Annotated in this window: 14 protein-coding genes; 10 read left to right on the top strand and 4 right to left on the bottom strand. The window is 49.4% G+C overall.

The features are described from left to right. Window positions 1–70: 70 nt before the first annotated feature. Entirely contained in the window at window positions 71–1372 is a 1302-nt protein-coding gene (cbiD, locus tag ACR6Z4_RS07165; protein WP_479716554.1) for a cobalt-precorrin-5B (C(1))-methyltransferase CbiD, read from the top strand. Between the two features lie 46 nt (window positions 1373–1418). On the opposite strand, the gene ACR6Z4_RS07170 is transcribed toward cbiD, so the two are convergent. Beyond that, window positions 1419–1565 carry a hypothetical protein gene (locus ACR6Z4_RS07170; RefSeq protein ID WP_479716555.1) on the bottom strand — a complete coding sequence of 49 codons (147 nt, stop codon included), beginning with the start codon at window positions 1563–1565 and terminating at the stop codon, window positions 1419–1421. A 345-nt stretch (window positions 1566–1910) separates the two neighbouring features. Here ACR6Z4_RS07170 and guaA point away from each other — a divergent pair, with 345 nt between their 5' ends. Both guaA and ACR6Z4_RS07180 read left to right on the top strand, forming a co-directional pair. Then, window positions 1911–3458, top strand: a complete 1548-nt coding sequence (guaA, locus tag ACR6Z4_RS07175; RefSeq protein ID WP_479716611.1) for a glutamine-hydrolyzing GMP synthase — start codon at window positions 1911–1913, stop codon at window positions 3456–3458. A 394-nt stretch (window positions 3459–3852) separates the two neighbouring features. Next, on the top strand, window positions 3853–4188 hold the full coding sequence (locus ACR6Z4_RS07180) for a ribosomal maturation YjgA family protein (RefSeq protein ID WP_479716556.1): 336 nt from the start codon (window positions 3853–3855) through the stop codon (window positions 4186–4188). Window positions 4189–5195: 1007 nt separating this feature from the next. On the opposite strand, the gene ACR6Z4_RS07185 is transcribed toward ACR6Z4_RS07180, so the two are convergent. After that, a complete protein-coding gene (locus tag ACR6Z4_RS07185; protein ID WP_479716557.1) occupies window positions 5196–6530 on the bottom strand; it encodes a C45 family autoproteolytic acyltransferase/hydolase in 1335 nt (444 codons plus the stop codon). Window positions 6531–6981: 451 nt separating this feature from the next. Here ACR6Z4_RS07185 and ACR6Z4_RS07190 point away from each other — a divergent pair, with 451 nt between their 5' ends. The 6 genes from ACR6Z4_RS07190 (at window position 6982) to ACR6Z4_RS07215 (ending at window position 12370) form a co-directional block, all read left to right on the top strand. Continuing rightward, window positions 6982–8421 carry an alpha/beta hydrolase gene (locus ACR6Z4_RS07190; RefSeq protein ID WP_479716558.1) on the top strand — a complete coding sequence of 480 codons (1440 nt, stop codon included), beginning with the start codon at window positions 6982–6984 and terminating at the stop codon, window positions 8419–8421. A 268-nt stretch (window positions 8422–8689) separates the two neighbouring features. Next, the gene (locus tag ACR6Z4_RS07195; RefSeq protein ID WP_479716559.1) at window positions 8690–9466 is read left to right on the top strand and encodes an SDR family oxidoreductase; all 777 of its coding nucleotides are present in this window, start codon (window positions 8690–8692) and stop codon (window positions 9464–9466) included. Further along, entirely contained in the window at window positions 9467–9865 is a 399-nt protein-coding gene (locus ACR6Z4_RS07200) for a RidA family protein (protein WP_479716560.1), read from the top strand. It begins immediately after the preceding gene. An 11-nt stretch (window positions 9866–9876) separates the two neighbouring features. Continuing rightward, window positions 9877–11049, top strand: coding sequence for an NAD(P)/FAD-dependent oxidoreductase (locus tag ACR6Z4_RS07205; protein WP_479716561.1), 1173 nt, complete (start codon window positions 9877–9879; stop codon window positions 11047–11049). 83 nt (window positions 11050–11132) lie between these two features. After that, complete coding sequence (locus ACR6Z4_RS07210) at window positions 11133–11855, top strand: 2-phosphosulfolactate phosphatase (RefSeq protein WP_479716562.1); 723 nt, start codon at window positions 11133–11135, stop codon at window positions 11853–11855. A gap of 29 nt (window positions 11856–11884) precedes the next feature. Continuing rightward, window positions 11885–12370: a GNAT family N-acetyltransferase gene (locus ACR6Z4_RS07215; RefSeq protein ID WP_479716563.1), complete on the top strand. Its 486-nt coding sequence runs from the start codon at window positions 11885–11887 to the stop codon at window positions 12368–12370. Window positions 12371–12384: 14 nt separating this feature from the next. Here the strand turns inward: ACR6Z4_RS07215 and ACR6Z4_RS07220 are convergent, their stop codons facing one another. Then, window positions 12385–13671, bottom strand: coding sequence for a glycoside hydrolase family 10-like protein (locus ACR6Z4_RS07220; RefSeq protein WP_479716564.1), 1287 nt, complete (start codon window positions 13669–13671; stop codon window positions 12385–12387). A 225-nt stretch (window positions 13672–13896) separates the two neighbouring features. Between ACR6Z4_RS07220 and dusA the strand changes: the two genes are divergently transcribed. Then, window positions 13897–14979, top strand: a complete 1083-nt coding sequence (gene dusA, locus ACR6Z4_RS07225) for a tRNA dihydrouridine(20/20a) synthase DusA (protein ID WP_479716565.1) — start codon at window positions 13897–13899, stop codon at window positions 14977–14979. A gap of 61 nt (window positions 14980–15040) precedes the next feature. Here the strand turns inward: dusA and ACR6Z4_RS07230 are convergent, their stop codons facing one another. After that, a complete protein-coding gene (locus ACR6Z4_RS07230) occupies window positions 15041–17110 on the bottom strand; it encodes an ABC transporter ATP-binding protein (protein WP_479716566.1) in 2070 nt (689 codons plus the stop codon). Window position 17111 lies beyond the last annotated feature (1 nt).

Genomic DNA, 17111 nt, shown 5'->3' on the forward strand with positions numbered 1-17111 from the left:
AAAATTGAAATAAAAGTTATGGGACTCATCACCCCAGCCCTGTGTTCCTTATCACCAATTGAGAGTGACCTTGACTGAATCGATTCCAAATCCAGCATCTCATCCCCGTTCGGGCTATACCTTACCTGTATTTGCCTGTGCCGCCGCGATCGCAGCTTTACAACACTTGAATGAACCAGCGCGATCGCTTACCACAGTTAATCTCGATCTGTTGGAACCTGCGCAAACGGTTGCAATTCCCATTGAGCAGGTTGCTCGGCTCAGCGAGACAGCGGCATTAGCCATTACTCGCAGTGATCCGGGTGACAATCTCGATCTGACCCGTCATACACCGATTTGGGCGATGGTGGAGGTGTTAGCGAGAGAGGAGGGAGATGAGGAGGGTGGGGGAGGTAAGGAAGGTGGGGGAGATGAGGGAGAGGGGCGTTGCCGTGAGCGTAGCCGAACGGGAAATGAGGAGGATGAGGGAGAGGGGCGATCGCCAGTCCCCACTGATCATTCGCAGATCTTGATTCGCTATCCGACATCGTTGGTCTGGCTCCGAGCCGGGGAAGGCTGGGGGCGTCAGGTTCATGACCATTACCAACCGTCGATCTCGCAGTATGCCAGGCGCTTATTTCAAGACAATTTGGAACGCTGGCTGAAACCGGGACAAAATTTACGGATAACGATTATGTTGCCGGAAGGGCGAGCATTGGCAGACCGCACCTCTAATGCGGCGTTTGGTGTCGTAGAAGGCTTATCGTTGCTGGGCACCACAGGAATTTCGCAGCCGTTGAGCGCTCCGGGTCAACTGGAACTATTTCGTGAGGCAGTGCAGCAAAAGGCTGAGCAATATCGCTCCGTTGTGTTTTGTGTTGGCGAAAATGGCATATCTCTGGCGCAGCAGTTGGGCATTCCGGGCGATCGCATTCTTAAAACAGCAAATTGGTTGGGTCCGTTACTGGTCGAAGCGAGCCTGCAAGGGATCGAGTCAGTTTTACTGTTTGGCTATCATGGCAAATTGATCAAACTGGCTGGCGGCATTTTTCACACTCATCATCAGATAGCCGATGCACGGCAGGAAATTTTTGTCGCCCACTGCGCCCAATTAGGGTTGCCTCATGGCGATATTCAACCCCTATTTGCTTGTTCTACGGTAGAAGCAGGTTTGATGCATTTACGGCAACTGGATGTAGATCACGGGACTCAGTGGGTCGAACGTGTCTATGGGGCGATCGCTCAAAAAATTGATGATCGAACTCAGGCTTACATCCAAGATCACAGCGGTCGCCACGCTACGGTGGGAACGGTTCTGTTCGATCGCCATCGACAAATCATTGTGCAAAGTAAAACAGGAGCGACATTACTCTCTCAAGGTTTGTTAAGCTAATTGGAATATCTAAAATAAAGCTGCCCAGTTTGTATAGGATCACAGATTAATCAAGCTGCAATGCTTTGTTAAGGATCCCAAATTCAATAAAATCCGGAGATTTATTTTTGTCAGCGCGGCGACGCCGCGCTGACAAAAATAAATCTCCGGGTTTGTTCAATCCACGATCCCAAGAGAGCAACGGCTTTGCCACCGCTCTTAACCAAGCATTGAGTTTTATTCAATCCTCGATCCATAATGTCTTCGAAGTTTATTTATATCTCCTTTCAAAGTCGGGTCTTCAAAGCTAGTCCGTTTAAAGTTTAAAGCGGTAATTCTCTTCGAAGTTCTATAGCGTTAGACCCACCTCTCTCAAGCAGGGCGCAGTCGGCAACCGTCTGCGCAAGGGCACAACTCACATTCCTGTTATGCAGACAGGTACTTAACGCTATTTACTCACTTGTTAACTCACTACGATTGCATCAGGACTTGCTCGGTGACTCTACAGCAAATTGATACTCCCCCTCAGCAGCCGACAACCACTCGGCTCGACCGCCAGATGATTGTAATTCTTGACTTCGGGTCTCAGTACTCTGAGCTGATCGCCCGTCGCATTCGAGAGACCCAGGTTTATTCAGAAGTGTTGTCTTACCGCACCACGGCAGAACAACTCCGCCAACTGAACCCTCAAGGCATTATTCTCTCGGGAGGTCCTAGCTCAGTCTATGCTCCCGGTGCCCCTCACTGCGAACTCGACATTTGGGATCTAGGCATTCCTATTTTGGGCGTTTGCTATGGCATGCAGTTGATGGTGCAACAACTTGGGGGTGAAGTCGTTCAGGCAGAAAGAGCCGAGTATGGCAAAGCCTCGCTACAAATTGACGATCCTACCGATCTGCTCACCAATGTAGAGAATGGCACCACCATGTGGATGAGCCATGGCGACTCCGTCACACGCCTGCCCGATGGCTTTGAATCGTTAGCTCACACCGAAAATACCCCCTGCGCGGCGATCGCCCACCATCAACGCAAGTTATATGGGGTGCAGTTTCATCCAGAAGTGGTGCATTCCATCGGCGGCTTAGCCCTGATCCGCAATTTTGTTTATCACATTTGCAACTGCGCTCCCACCTGGACAACAGACGCATTTGTCGAAGAATCGATCCGTGAAGTGCGCGCCAAAGTTGGCGACAAACGAGTTTTGTTAGCGCTTTCTGGAGGGGTTGATTCGTCCACGCTGGCGTTTTTAATGCATCGCGCGATTGGCGATCAGCTCACCTGCGTCTTTATCGATCAGGGCTTCATGCGCAAATATGAGCCAGAGCGTCTGATCAAACTGTTTGAAGAACAGTTCCACATCCCAGTGCAATACGTCAATGCCCGCGAACGCTTCCTCACCCAAATCGAAGGACTGACTGATCCCGAAGAAAAACGAAAACGGATCGGGCATGAGTTTATCCGTGTTTTTGAGGAAGAATCGAAACGACTGGGTCCCTTTGATTACCTGGCACAGGGAACGCTTTACCCAGATGTGATCGAATCGGCAGACACCAATGTTGATCCCAAGACGGGAGAACGGGTTGCCGTTAAAATCAAAAGTCATCACAATGTCGGCGGCTTACCTAAAGACCTTTGCTTTAAGCTCGTAGAGCCACTCCGCAAATTGTTTAAAGACGAAGTCCGCAAAGTCGGGCGCTCTATCGGTTTGCCCGAAGAGATCGTCAATCGCCATCCATTTCCGGGTCCAGGTTTAGCCATTCGCATCCTGGGCGAGGTCACGGAAGACAAACTGGATATTTTGCGAGATGCCGATTATATTGTGCGGCAAGAAATTAACCGTCAGGGAATGTATCACGATTTTTGGCAAGCCTTTGCGGTGCTTCTGCCGATCCGTAGTGTAGGTGTAATGGGCGACCAACGAACCTACGCTTACCCTATTGTTCTCAGGTTCGTTTCTAGCGAAGATGGGATGACGGCTGACTGGTCGCGCGCGCCTTACGATCTTTTAGAAACTATTTCAAATCGGATTGTGAATGAAGTTCGGGGTGTGAATCGGGTTGTTTACGATATCACGTCTAAGCCGCCCGGAACAATTGAATGGGAATAATGCTGGTTGTGATGATCCCAAATCAGCCGAGTAGCGTTAGAATCTGATCTGCAATTCTGTTGACTCAATTTAAACCTTGCTTCTGCGAAAGATACTATTTAAACCTCTTTCGCAGAAGTTTCTCGTCAATTTGCGCCAGCCTAATTGATACGCATAGCGATCGCCTCAACAAGGGTTGCAGACCGCGAAAAATAAGTTACATTCCTTAACAGTTTTTTGAGATTTCTGTGGAAAAGTCCACGTTTTCTGTGAAAAACTGTCGTTTGCTGTGGAAAACTTTGGATTCTGTGGAAAACTTTTTGTCCCTTTCTGAGCAATCCACTGCCCAATTTACCTGCCGTGTATGGGTCAAAAACGAATATCCAAGTCCGTATTATTACTTAGCCTAATAGCCATGGTTCCGATCGGCTATTGGGTCAGATTTTTAGCACCTGAACCCGAATGGCTCAATGATGCCTTAGGTAGCATTGCCTACGAAATTTTTTGGGTTTTATTGTTTGTACTACTTTTGCCAAAATCATCGCCTTTATGGATTGCGGTTGGTGTTTTTTTGGCAACCTGCGGTATCGAATTTCTCCAACTTTGGCGATCGCCTTTGCTTGAAGCTGCCCGTGCCACGTTACCGGGGCGACTTGTGTTAGGCAATAGCTTCACCTGGAGTGATTTTCCAGTCTATGCCATCGGCAGCTTTTTGGGCTGGGTGTGGGTGCGATCGCTCGCTCAAAAATGATCCGTTTGGTATGCGTTTACAACTATGGGGGCAGAGGGACTTGAACCCTCACGACCTTTTCGGGTCAACGGATTTTCATCCTCTCGCAACTTTCGCTGCTACCGCCTAGAAACAAGTTCTAGAGGTTTTGAGAATTGGACTCTCTCTTTACCCTCGGCTTTACGTTAGGGTAGCTCCCGTCGAGTCTCTGCACCTTCTGGGACGAGCTTTAAGCTTGCAGCTATCAGTTTTGAGTTAACTCAAGACTTGTAACCGCTTTCTTGTAAAACTCTGATCCAGCTTGGCTCAGGATTGCCGTATTGATGTCCTCGATCACAGAGATGTGGTTTAACAATCAGGGTCTGATCGTTGTCCGTGAATCTCTGATTTCTCAGTGCTCAACTTAGGTTTCCCTGAATTTGAGAGCTGCCACTTGCCAAATTTCTCTGACAAGGCTCAGTTTTCTAAGTCCGTAGCGTCTACCATTCCGCCACGCCCCCGTTTTTTGTGGTCAGCGACAAGCACCGACAATTGTCTATTCCACACTATTTAGCGCATCTATGCAAGTGTTCTGTAAAAATCTCTGTGTTTGTCAGCCAAATTAGCCCATTTCTGACGATGGTATGGCAATTGAGTAGATGGTTAGGATAGTGAGGTGTGGGGGCTGCGCCCCCAGCCAGGGGTTCCACCCCTGCACCCCGTTCAACCAGCCTCTCGGCTGCTATATGTAGGGCAAAAAAGCCCGTCCTGCACAGCAAAATGTTTAAGGCGATTGCCAGAAAAGGTATCCCTGCAAATTTTAGGGGCGAAAAAGACTTAGCATCACAAATTAATTAAAACCCGGAAGTTTATTTTTGGAAGCGCGGCGGAGCCGCGCTTCCAAAAATAAATCTTCGGTTTTATTAAATCCACGATACTTAGGAGATTTCTGAAACAGATGTGCCCCTTGTACAGACGAAGCATTCGTGAGATCGTCTTTGGTAAATGGCAAACATCATAGTTCGAATGCTTCGCCCCTACGCTAAGCACTATTCAATGACTGCCGCTGGGCAGGGGGTGGCATTGGGCATACCGATCATTTCAGCCAAAGAGAAGCAAACAAATGGGTTTTCGGGCACAGGCACTTTTCCAGCCGCAACCCAAAATCTGAGACGCGCCGGATCAAAGATTCCCTGACGCATGGAACCGTTGCCTCCAATACTGGTGTCATCGTCGTAGACATCCAGTGGACTGGCGATTTTCGTGTAAGGATTGATGCGATCGCGCAAGATGTTGACCATGTTGACCGGATCGAGGGTGCCGTACCGGGAATCGACGCCATCCGGTTCGAGCAACTGAGCAAAGCGGTCAAACCGGGGTGGACTGGATGGACTGGGCGGATCTTCATCGCGATCGGCAAGTTCGGCAGAGACAAAGTGATTGCTGGCATAGACCACGCCTGCCTCATTCAACTCGCGCACTGCCATGTCTCGACCCAGCAATTCAAACACGCCTGCCTTCTTGGCATTGCCATCTGCCACCATGATCAGATTGGCGCGCATCCGGTTTTGGGATGCCATCAACGTCCGGGCTTCCTCGAAGGTTTTTGCCTGTTTCAAAATTCGTGCCATCATCTGCACATTGCTGCCCCCTTCCAACGAGAGTTCGTGAATGGTCAGGGGATGAGCCGTATCCAGCCCAATCGAGATCCCTGCTGCATTCATGCCCCAATTGGGCCACACCATCCCCGGTACTGAGATAAAAACATGGGGAATGCCGTCATTGGGCTGGCGGATAAATACGGTGGAATTTTCAACCCAATATTTAATCGGCTTGGCATTACTATCCAAACTGCTCCCGTGATAGAGATAGCCATCTTGGGTCGCTCCCGCCGATACGACAAACTGAGAGCAGCCATCGTAAAACATGATATCCGGCAGCAAGTAGGCAAAAAATTCTTGGTAAACATCGCCAAATGCCAGCACCATGCAACTATCGAGAGTCATGCCGATATCAGCAGTGGCATCGGATAAGCCGCGGCATTCTTCGACAATTTCGGGGGGCGATCGCCGTATCGACAGTCTACTCAAGCCCAAGCCTCGCCCTAAAATTCGCAATGCATCGATGACTTCTGTGCCCAGCGATGCAATTTCATCGTGCAACAAGGTGCCGTGCTGATAGCCCATTTCATAGGGCGTCCCTTGCAACCAGACGACTTTAACATTTCCGCGATCTTCCCGATGTGAGGGCACAGGTTGCCACGTCACAAAGGCTGGAGATTCGGCTCGTAGATGAGTTTGTAGCCCAAACAAAAACACAAGACAAAGGGTGAGGGCAATCAGAATTCTAGATTTGGGCTTTGAGAGGATACCTGGCTTAATCACGTTGCAATGTCCTGATCAAAATCAAACTTGGGATCACAGATTAATTAACCTGTAAGTCTTTTTGAGAGAGCAACGAAGCTGCTCTCTTAAAAAGACTCGGGTTTTATTAAATCCACGATTCTTAGAACAATGGGGGCAAAACTGAGACTGCAAAATCCGTTTACAATCCTGTTTAAGGGTCGAGATCGGGTGCCTACAACACGCTATCCATCCGCCTTAAAAATCACTCAATATTAACCCCGACCTGAGTCTCCGGCACAAAACTATAGCAATTCTCAATTGCGTGACGTACACGGTGTTGAGGGAGAGCCGCGCAGAGCGCGGCTCTCCCTCAACGCTCAGACTCTATCCCAATTTCAACGTTACAAGTTATTGCACAACTCAGCCCAAGGCAGCGATCGCTCGATAGGCTTGGAGCGCTTGCATCAACCATTTTGCGAGAAATCAGCCTATGCGTTTTCAGGTTTTTCCATCGGCATTTGCCCATGTCGCTCGCTCGCAATGGATCCCCTGGCAAAACACCGCTCGGCGATGGGGAACGTCTGCCCTTTTAGGGCTGGGCGCGGCGCTGTTGGGCTGGAATGCCAGTGCGATCGCGGCTGAAACGGTGATTCTCAAGTATAGAGAAACAGAATTGCCAGTCTCAATCACAGACCTGCAAGGGTTTGCCAGCAATGGCACGATGACCGAAGCATTGCAAGACTTTTTCCAAACGATCCCAACCGATGCCAGCATCAATAGCGACATCGTGCGGCAATTTCTGACCACCGGGTCTTTAATCAACTTTGCGTCGCTTCATGCCGGTCGCAGTTTTATCGGTGAGTTTCCGCTGATTCAGCTGGATAAAGTGATGGGTCCCTTTCTGCGGCAAGAAAACCTAGAACCCCTGAGTCAGGCGATCGCCATTGCGGCTGAAGACCACGACCCCGTGACGGTGATCAATATTCTGGAATCCTACCCCGATGCCACCATCTACTTTGATATCGGCAGCTATGAAGGCGTCCTAAGCGACACCACCCTATTTGTCGAGCGCATCTTGCCCATTTTTCAGGTGATCGAAGGGTTACTGCCAGAACTGGTGTGTGAGTGTGGGACGCCATCCAACGAGCCAGACGGTTTACCGTCTCAAAGTGAGTCGTCTGGCGCAACCCTGCTGCCGTCCGCAACCCTGGATACCGCACTGACCAACCCCGATTGCCTGGATATCACCTCAGATCGCACCAGACAGATGGAGGCGATCGCCCTGACAACTCCAGCCCTGGATCTAAAATCATTAGCAAATAGCGAGGCTGCTACCCCTGATTCAGTCCGCTCAGACCCTGTAGAAATAGCACTGGCAAGCCCTCCCGTCAGTGGTGGCGCACAAGAAGTCGTTTTTACTCTGGGACCTCTCAGCCCTTCGTTTTCCATCGCCGATCTGACCACCTTTGCCACAACCGACGAAATACCCCAATCCCTTCGGTTATATCTGGGTCTGGCAAACGTTGACCCTGACGTGCTGCGGGACATTCTCACCCGCGAAATAGACGTGAATGGGCGATCGCTCGACCGCTTACTCAATTCTCTATTGGGGGAATATGCTTTGTATCAACTGGGGCAGGTGATGCATACGCCCTCCAGACAAGCCAACATCCAGGCAATGCGCTCTGCCATGGTTTTGTCTGCGTTAAACGATGACCAGATCAGTTTGTTAGAAGTCCTGCAACACTATCCCACGCCCCAGGTTTATGTGGATGGGCTGAACCTCATCCGCATTGCCAGAGCCACCCGAGAAATCATCGTTCAACGCGGACGCCCGATCGAAGATTCGTTATTAAAAGTGCAAGCGGCGATCGCCAGTGATTATTGCGACTGTGATCATTTGCCAGAACCATCTCAGGAATCTCCCTAAGGATCGTGGAAATTAAGATCGAATATTGAATCGTTTGGAGGGGCGAACGACCGTTCGCCCGTACAACAAATTACCGGAATTATTTAATTCCCATCCCTAAGGATCACAAATTAATTGAAACCCGGAAGTTTATTTTTGATTCCGGTTGTTGTGAGCGGCGCACCCCGAAGGGATGCGCCGCTCACAACCTGTGTATCTTACAACTCATTTAGGACTGCTATATTACGTAAGGTTATACAGTGTCGTTCACGTAACGTTTGTCCCCAACATGGTTTCGATTCAAAACCAGATTGTCTTCATTACGGGTGCCAGCAGTGGCATTGGGGCTGCCTGTGCGCAGGTGTTTGCCCAGGCAGGTGCCCGGTTAATTTTGGCAGCACGGCGGCTCGATCGGCTGCAAAGCATGGCAACCCAGCTCCAGCAAGAGTTTGGTACTCAGGTCTATCCTGTGCAGTTGGATGTCTGCGATCGCACTCAAGTCACGGCTGTGATCGACAACCTGCCGCCCAATTGGGCAACGGTTGATATTTTGATCAACAATGCCGGGTTAAGTCGGGGCTTAGATAAGCTCTACGACGGCAAGATTCAAGACTGGGAAGAGATGATTGATACCAATCTCAAAGGCTTACTCTATGTTACCCGTGCCCTGTTGCCGGGGATGGTCAGCCGCGATCGCGGGCATGTGATCAACATGGGTTCCATTGCCGGACGTCGCCCTTACACTTACGGCAATGTTTACTGCGCCACTAAAGCGGCGGTGCAAGCCTTATCCGAAGGGTTAAAAATGGACTTGTTAGGCACCCCTGTACGCGTCAGTTGTATTGATCCGGGCTTGGTCGAGACAGAATTTAGTGCCGTTCGTTTTCATGGAGATAGCGATCGCGCCGAAAAAGTGTATCAGGGACTAACACCCTTAACCCCCGCCGATGTGGCTGATGTCGTCTTGTTTTGTGCCACCCGCCCTGCTCATGTCAACATCAGCGAAGTTTTGATGCTGTGCAACGACCAGGCAAGCGCCACGATGGTCAATCGCAAGGAGTCGTAGATGGAACGCCAAGAACGCCAACTGTTTTCCACTGGCACACCCTGGGAGGCAAAAGCAGGCTATTCCAGAGCTGTCCGTGTAGGTGCGTTGGTCTATGTATCGGGTACCACCGCTGCCGATGCCAGCGGACAGATTCAGCATCCCGGTGATGCCTATGCCCAGGCCGTTTATATTTACAAAAAAATAGAAACGTCTTTACAAGCACTCAACGCGAATCTGACCCATGTGGTGCGAACCCGTGTCTATGTCACTGATATGAATTGCATTGAACAGGTGATTCAGGCGCACCACGAGGTCTTCGAGCACATTCGCCCTGCCAATACGCTGGTAGAAGTGAGTCGCTTAGCAACGCCAGAGATGCTGGTAGAAATTGAAGTGGATGCGGTCGTTCCAGATTAAAGGCGAAAGTCATGCAGACTTATGATTGGATCGTGGTGGGTGGCGGATTGAGCGGTTCTGCGTTGGGGTATGAACTGGCAAAACAAGGCTTATCCGTTTTATTGCTAGAGCAATATCCTGTTCCCCAAAATGCAACTCGTTACAGTTATGGCGGCATTGCCTATTGGTCCGGCACGACCGATCTGAGCCGTCAACTCTGTGCCGAAAGTATTGAAATTCACCGCACCTTATCGACAGAACTAGACGCAGATACCCAATTTCGCGAATTGGATATGCTGTTAACCATCGATGCCGATCGCGATCCAGAAGCGATCGCCATGGCTTACCAGGGCTTCGGCATTCCTCCCAAACTCATCAGCCCAGACGCAGCCGGTGAGATTGAGCCGTTGTTGAATCCAACCGCGATCGCTGGCGCGTTATACGGTCAGCATGGTCATGTTGATCCCGAATCAATCGTCAACGCCTATAACCAGGCAATGTTGAGGCTGGGCGGTACGATGGCAACGGCGGAGGTGATTGATTTTGTGAAAACCGCTGATCGGATCACAGGGGTAATCACGCCGGAACAGACCTACACGGCGGCTGACATCGTCATTTCTGCCGGAGCCATGAGCCGTGCCCTATTGCGATCGCTCCATGTCTCCGTGAATCAATGTTTCACTCAGGCAGAACTGATTGAAACCCCTGCTCTCGACCTGCGACTGAGCAGCATTATCATGCCGGCTGAACTCAAACGCTTTGCCATGGAAGCAGAAGCGGGTAAACCAGACCTCGATCCCCTCTGGGATGAACCGGGTCATGAAATCACCCCGGCGATTTTAGATGCCGGAGTCATTCAATTGTGCGATGGTCGTGTCCGCATCGGACAAATTAGCCGCACCTTCACCCAACCCCAGCCCAGCATCAATCCTCACGACAGCGAAACCCAGCTACGACAAGTGATCGGGCAGCTCGTCCCCAGCCTCAAAGATGTCCCCGGACACTGGTGCAATTGCCTGGTGGCTTTTACAGGCGATCGCCTGCCCATGATTGGTGCGCTTCCCAGCTTAGAGGGCATCCATATCTTCTCTGGCTTTAGCAACCCCTTTGCCTTTTTACCCACCCTCGCCCGACGCTATGCCAATCATTGTGTTGGACAGACCGATGCCATCATCCCCCAACTCTCCCCCACCCGATTTCAATAGATCCGGTTTGAGAGAGCGACGGCTTCGCCGTCGCTCTCTCAAACCAATTAGGATTTATCAGGGTGCCGTTCCGAATACACACCATGGATGTTAATCAAAGTGCATTTCAGGTTCGCTGCGAGTGGGGCGAACAGGGCATTCAACGCCTTGCATCCATCAGTGATGTGGTCATCATTGTCGATGTGCTTTCGTTTTCAACCTGCATCGATATTGTCGTCAGTCGTGGAGCGATCGCCTTTCCCTATGCCTGGAATGCAGAGTCAGCCGTCACGTTTGCGCAGTCCATTGGGGCAGACTTAGCAGACAAGCGGGGCAGTAGCCGTTATTCGTTATCACCAACCTCGCTGCTCCACATAACTCCCGGCACTCGCCTGGTATTGCCTTCCCCCAATGGTTCTGCTTTGAGCCTGGCAACAGCGACCACCCCAACCTTGACCGGATGTTTGCGCAATGGTCGGGCGATCGCTGAGGCGGCGATGGAGTATGGGCAACAGATTGCTGTCATACCCGCTGGCGAAAAATGGACAGATGGCAGTCTGCGTGCCGCGTTTGAAGATTGGATCGGCGCAGGAGCCATCATCAGCCATTTCAGCAAGAATTTAAGCCTGTCACCTGAGGCAGAAGCAGCAGTCGCTGCCTACCAGGTCATTCAACCCAAGCTACGGGAGCGGCTTCAGCAGTGTGGATCTGGACAAGAATTGATCGAACGGGGATTTGCGTCCGACGTTGACTTAGCCGCAGAGGTAAATGTCAGCGATCGCGTTCCCATTCTGGTTGATGGCAGCTACAGACACCGTGTAGGGTAGAACCACGATTCACCCTAAGTTACGACACCATGCATACCCAATACCGTGAATTTCTTATTCGAGATTGGCAACCCGGCGATCGCCAGGTTGCCTTTGACCTGATCCAGTCTGTTTTGACTGAATACAAGCTGTGCCCAGAACCAGCAGGTGCCGATCAGGATGTGATGCAGGTCGAAACGGCTTATCTAGTAACAGGAGGTGAATTTTGGGTGGTGCAGCACAACGGACAGATCGTTGGCACAGCCGCATACTATCCCGTACCCCGAGGCACCAACGCCGTTGAGATTCGCAAAATGTATTTATTACCCACCGTCAGAGGGCAAGGGTTAGGACGATTTTTGTTAAAGACCTTAGAGCAAGCGATCGCAGCTCGGGGATTTGAGCAAATTTGGGTCGAAACCGCCACGGTGCTGGTCGAAGCCGTGAAATTATATGAAAGCAGTGGCTATCAACCCAGCACAGGCGTAGAAACTCAACGGTGCGATCGCATTTATACTAAGTTTTTGCAGATGTGAACAGCATCAACGTACTACACAAAAAACTGTCGGATATCAGACTCGCGTCTGGCAACTTTAGTAGGCGCTAATGTCTCATAAAAGAGCGTTTCATAAAAGAAAAATGTAACTCCCGAAAACCCTTTTCCTCGGGCTTTTTTCACTTGCTGTTGAATCAAAGTTGAGCTGACAGAACTGCCTTTCAGACCTGTCGAAATGCCAATCACCACGGGAATGCGATCGCGTAACATCACCACTTCCCGTTTGTCTAATTCATGGACAAAACTCCCCACATCCGTCCGATAAACTTGCAATACCAATTCATCGATCAAACTGGCTTGATACCAATCTGCCCAATCGGCTAGATAGTTTTCTTTAGAAAAAGAGAGAGGATTTGGAGAGATTGAAATCTGACAATCCGATCGCTTAGCTTTCACAGATCGAACCACCTGGGTTAGCAACGTTTTCACTTTTCCAGAAATCCATTTCGCTCGATCGAAATTTTTTAGATCAGTGGATAAACTTTTACCGCGATTTTCGTTTTTGTACAGATCTTTGGTAAATGGATCAAAGCCTAATTCAATCGGGTACGCAAAATGATCATCCAATTGAATACCATCTACTTCATAGCGCTCAACCAAATCAGTAATTAACTCCACCATAAATTTCTGGACATCTGGATGGCAGGGATTCATCCACACGTTGTGATCTGGCTTGCGATCGGCACTTTTAATCCGAATCTTTTTACTCGTTTTATCGAGCATGATTAAATTAGGATAGTTTCTTTCAATCGGAGAATCAGGAGGTGTCATTAACCCATATTCAAACCAGGGAATGATCCGAAACCCCAATGGCTGTGCAAGTTCAATCAATTCTGCCAACATATCGCGATTGGCAAAATTGGCATCAGGCGTGATAGCAGCACCTATAAATTTTTCGGCAACAGGACTGGGATACAACGTATATCCCCGCAGCCAAACCACCGGATACAGGGTATTAATTCCGAGTGCTTGTAATCGTGTCAACCCTTGTTGAATCTTCTCCCGTGACGTCAACACGTCACTATCAACATTCGTTATCCAAACACCCCGGATTTCTTCTGCCGAAACATCAATATGATCGCGAAAGAAATACCCTACTTGACCAACCGTTCCCAGAGCTTGATCACACTTTACTAAACAATGATTACCCACTCGAAATGCATATTGAATGGGGAATGATTGACCCGCATCAACACTCCATTTATCCTGTGCAGATAGGCTGCTGGATTGGGCAGTTGTTTTCTTAAACACCGTAGATTGAGTAACAGTAAGCTGTGGCATGGGGGGCAACTCCACATTAGAAAAAACAGAACTGTAGCGATCGCCTGTACTGTAAGATTGGCGATTTAATCAAACCAAAGATTTATTTTCAGACGCACAGTGATGACGCAGTTATAACAATAAATATCCAAGATTTTATTAATCGGTTGGCACCCCTATCCCTTAACTTTGGTATTACGCTGGATGAGATAGGTCTTTGCTTGCGTACTGTCTCATCTTTTCACCATGAACTGTTCCAGTCCGGTTACGTCGCTTCATTTCCCTTCCTCGGCACAGGGCAATCCGCTGAGTATCGCGCCGATGATGGATCGCACCGATCGCCACTACCGCTATTTCATGCGCCAAATTACGCGACGAACCCTGCTCTATACCGAGATGGTCACGAGTGCCGCAATTTTGCATGGCGATCGCGATCATCTCTTGGGCTTTACACCGGATGAAAAACCATTGGCACTTCAAGTAGGTGGCGACGATCCCCAAGATCTGGCAGAATGCGCCCGGATTGCCACAGCCATGGGCTATGACGAAATTAATCTGAATGTCGGATGCCCCAGCGATCGCGTTCAAACCGGCAACTTTGGCGCATGTTTGATGTTGCAACCCGAGCGCGTGGCTGTCTGCATCGAAGCCATGAGTCGGGCAACAGATATTCCCGTCACGGTCAAGCACCGCATTGGGGTTGATGAGTGCGATCGCTATGAAGATATGGCAAATTTTGTCCGCATTGTCTCCGCAGCAGGCTGTCAACGGTTTACAGTTCACGCCCGCAAAGCCTGGCTAAAGGGTCTCAGCCCCAAAGAAAACCGAGATATTCCGCCCTTACGTTATAGCGATGTCCATCGTCTCAAACGCGACTTTCCCCACCTGTTTATTGAAATCAATGGCGGATTGACAACGTGGGATCAGGTCTACGAGCAATTGCACGCTGTCGATGCCGTCATGATCGGACGGGCAGCTTATGATAATCCCTATTTATTTGCGATCGCCGACTCAACCCTGTATCAGGATCCACAGATGCCTCCCAGTCGTGAAGCTGTGGTTGCCGCCATGCTGCCCTACATCGATCACTGGGTTGCCAAAGGGTTAAAGCTCAACAAAATTAGCCGCCATATGTTGCAGTTATTTCATGGACAACCCGGTAGTCGTCTGTGGAAACGCCATCTCACCGAACAGTCGTGTATATTGGGTGCCGGTGTTGACGTTGTGCAAACAGCGATCGCTTACGTTCAACACATACAAACCATTTCTGACCCAGACGCCGAACCTGCCCTCAAGCTCCCAGATCAATTAACCTGTCCGTCTGTTTGAGCTCCTATTTGAAAGGGGCGACGGCGGAGCCGTCGCCCCTTTCAAATAGGAGCAGAGTTGATCAAACTCCCGGCCTTGAGACCGAACTCACATCTGGAACGCTTTCTTCGGTTTGCTCAGAAGCAGAATTGGTATCTTCCAAATGTTGAACCGTCTTAAACAACTCAACTGCCGAACGATAGGCTTGCCCTGCCAATTCATTTTGTTCTTCGGGCGTGTCTACCAAGCCATCTGCCAGCAAGCTTAAAGAACCCAACATGGCATTCAGTTTTGCCCGAAATTCATACGACGCCTGGGTAAACACTTGCTTTTGTTCTTCGACAGCCGAAATTACCTTTTGAGACGTCTCCGAAAATTGAACGGCATACAAACGGCTGTAATGCCCATTTTTTTGTAGCAATTCCTCATGGGTACCCAGCTCTACTACCTGTCCCCGTTCTAATACCGCAATTTGGTGTGCCTTTCGCACGGTTGATAAACGGTGGGCAATCACCAGGGTGGTTCGTTCCCGGCTGAGTTCATCCAATGCCTCTTGCACCAACCGTTCTGAAACCGTATCTAACGCGCTGGTCGCCTCATCTAAAATCAAAATTTCTGGATCTTTCAATAATGCCCGCGCGATCGCCAATCGTTGACGTTGTCCACCCGAAAGCATGACACCGCGATCGCCAATCGTAGTATTTAAACCTTCCGGCAAACGAATAATAAATTCATAGGCATTTGATCGTTTAACCGCATCTAAAATCGCATCATCAGTCGCATCAGGACATCCGTAAGCAATATTATTTCGAATCGACGTATTAAACAAAAAGGTGTCTTGGCTCACCACCCCCATCGCTTTTCGGATGGAGCTTAATTGAAAATCTCGCAGATCCACCCCATCCAGGGTAATACGTCCACCTGTCGGATCATAAAACCGAGCTAACAGATCCGCGATCGTTGACTTACCAGCCCCCGACGACCCTACTAACGCCAATGTGGTTCCCCTGGGCAATGTTAAATCAATATTCTTCAGCACCAAATCAAGACTATCTGGGTACGCAAACGAAAGATTCTCAAACCGAATTTCATCACGAAAACTCTTGTAAACAACCGTCCCTTCTCCCATAAAGGGTTTGTTGTCTTTCCGCATCAGATCGTGAACCACATCTAACGATGCCGCCGAGCGTGCCAACCCCTGACGAGTGCCGTTTAACTGAGACACATAGGGCAATAACCGACTTAGCACCACCAGATAGGTTAACAACACTACTTGGAGAGAGCCGATTTCATCTTTAAAGATCAACCGACTAATTAAAACCAGAGTAAACAACGAAATAACATTAATCACCTCACCGATAGGAGAAATCAGTCCAGAAATCGCGCGAGACTGCATTTCCGCTTTTTCACGCTCACGGATTAGAGTCTTAAAGCGCAGATATTCCCGTTGCTCACTATCGGTTGATTTGACTAAACGAATTCCTGAAAAAATTTCAATTAATCCACCAGAATACTCTTGACTAATATTGGTGATGACTTTGCCCAACTGTTTCGAACGTGAGATCAACCGTTGAGTTACCAGGGTTGACAGAGGCAAGATAAAGGTAGCGGCGATCGTCAGTTGCCAGGAAATCGAAACCAGAATGCCTAAAAACACCAAAATCGTGATGCAGAGAATGCCTAAATTGACATAGCTGCTAATAGAACTGGTTGCTCGGCTGATTTCACCGCCCAAGCGGTTCATTAAGTCGCCAGATTTTGCCTTACTAAAGAAATCAAGATCTACCTTCAGCAATAATTGAAGACCCTGTTCTTGCAAATCCGCTGTAATCGCCCGGTTAAACGATGCCGTCGCCAAATTGCTGGCATAGGCAGTCGCATTCTTCAGCAAAATCATCAGAAAAACAACCCCGACCATGGCAGGGATCTGATAATTTGGCGGCAAGAGTTTGAACGGTGCCAGCAAGTGTTGCAGGATCGGTGGTCCACTGTCTAGAACACGTTCTTCCCCAACCAGGTTGAGCAAGATGGGGACAAATAAGGTGATCCCAATCCCGTTGAACAAAGCTCCCGAAAATCCTAATACAGTGTTGAGAACCAGGCGAAATGGATATTTGAGAGCTAAATCCAGTAGCAGTTTTCTAGAGGCCATG

This window comes from Calyptranema fuscum S582 (assembly GCF_055793305.1).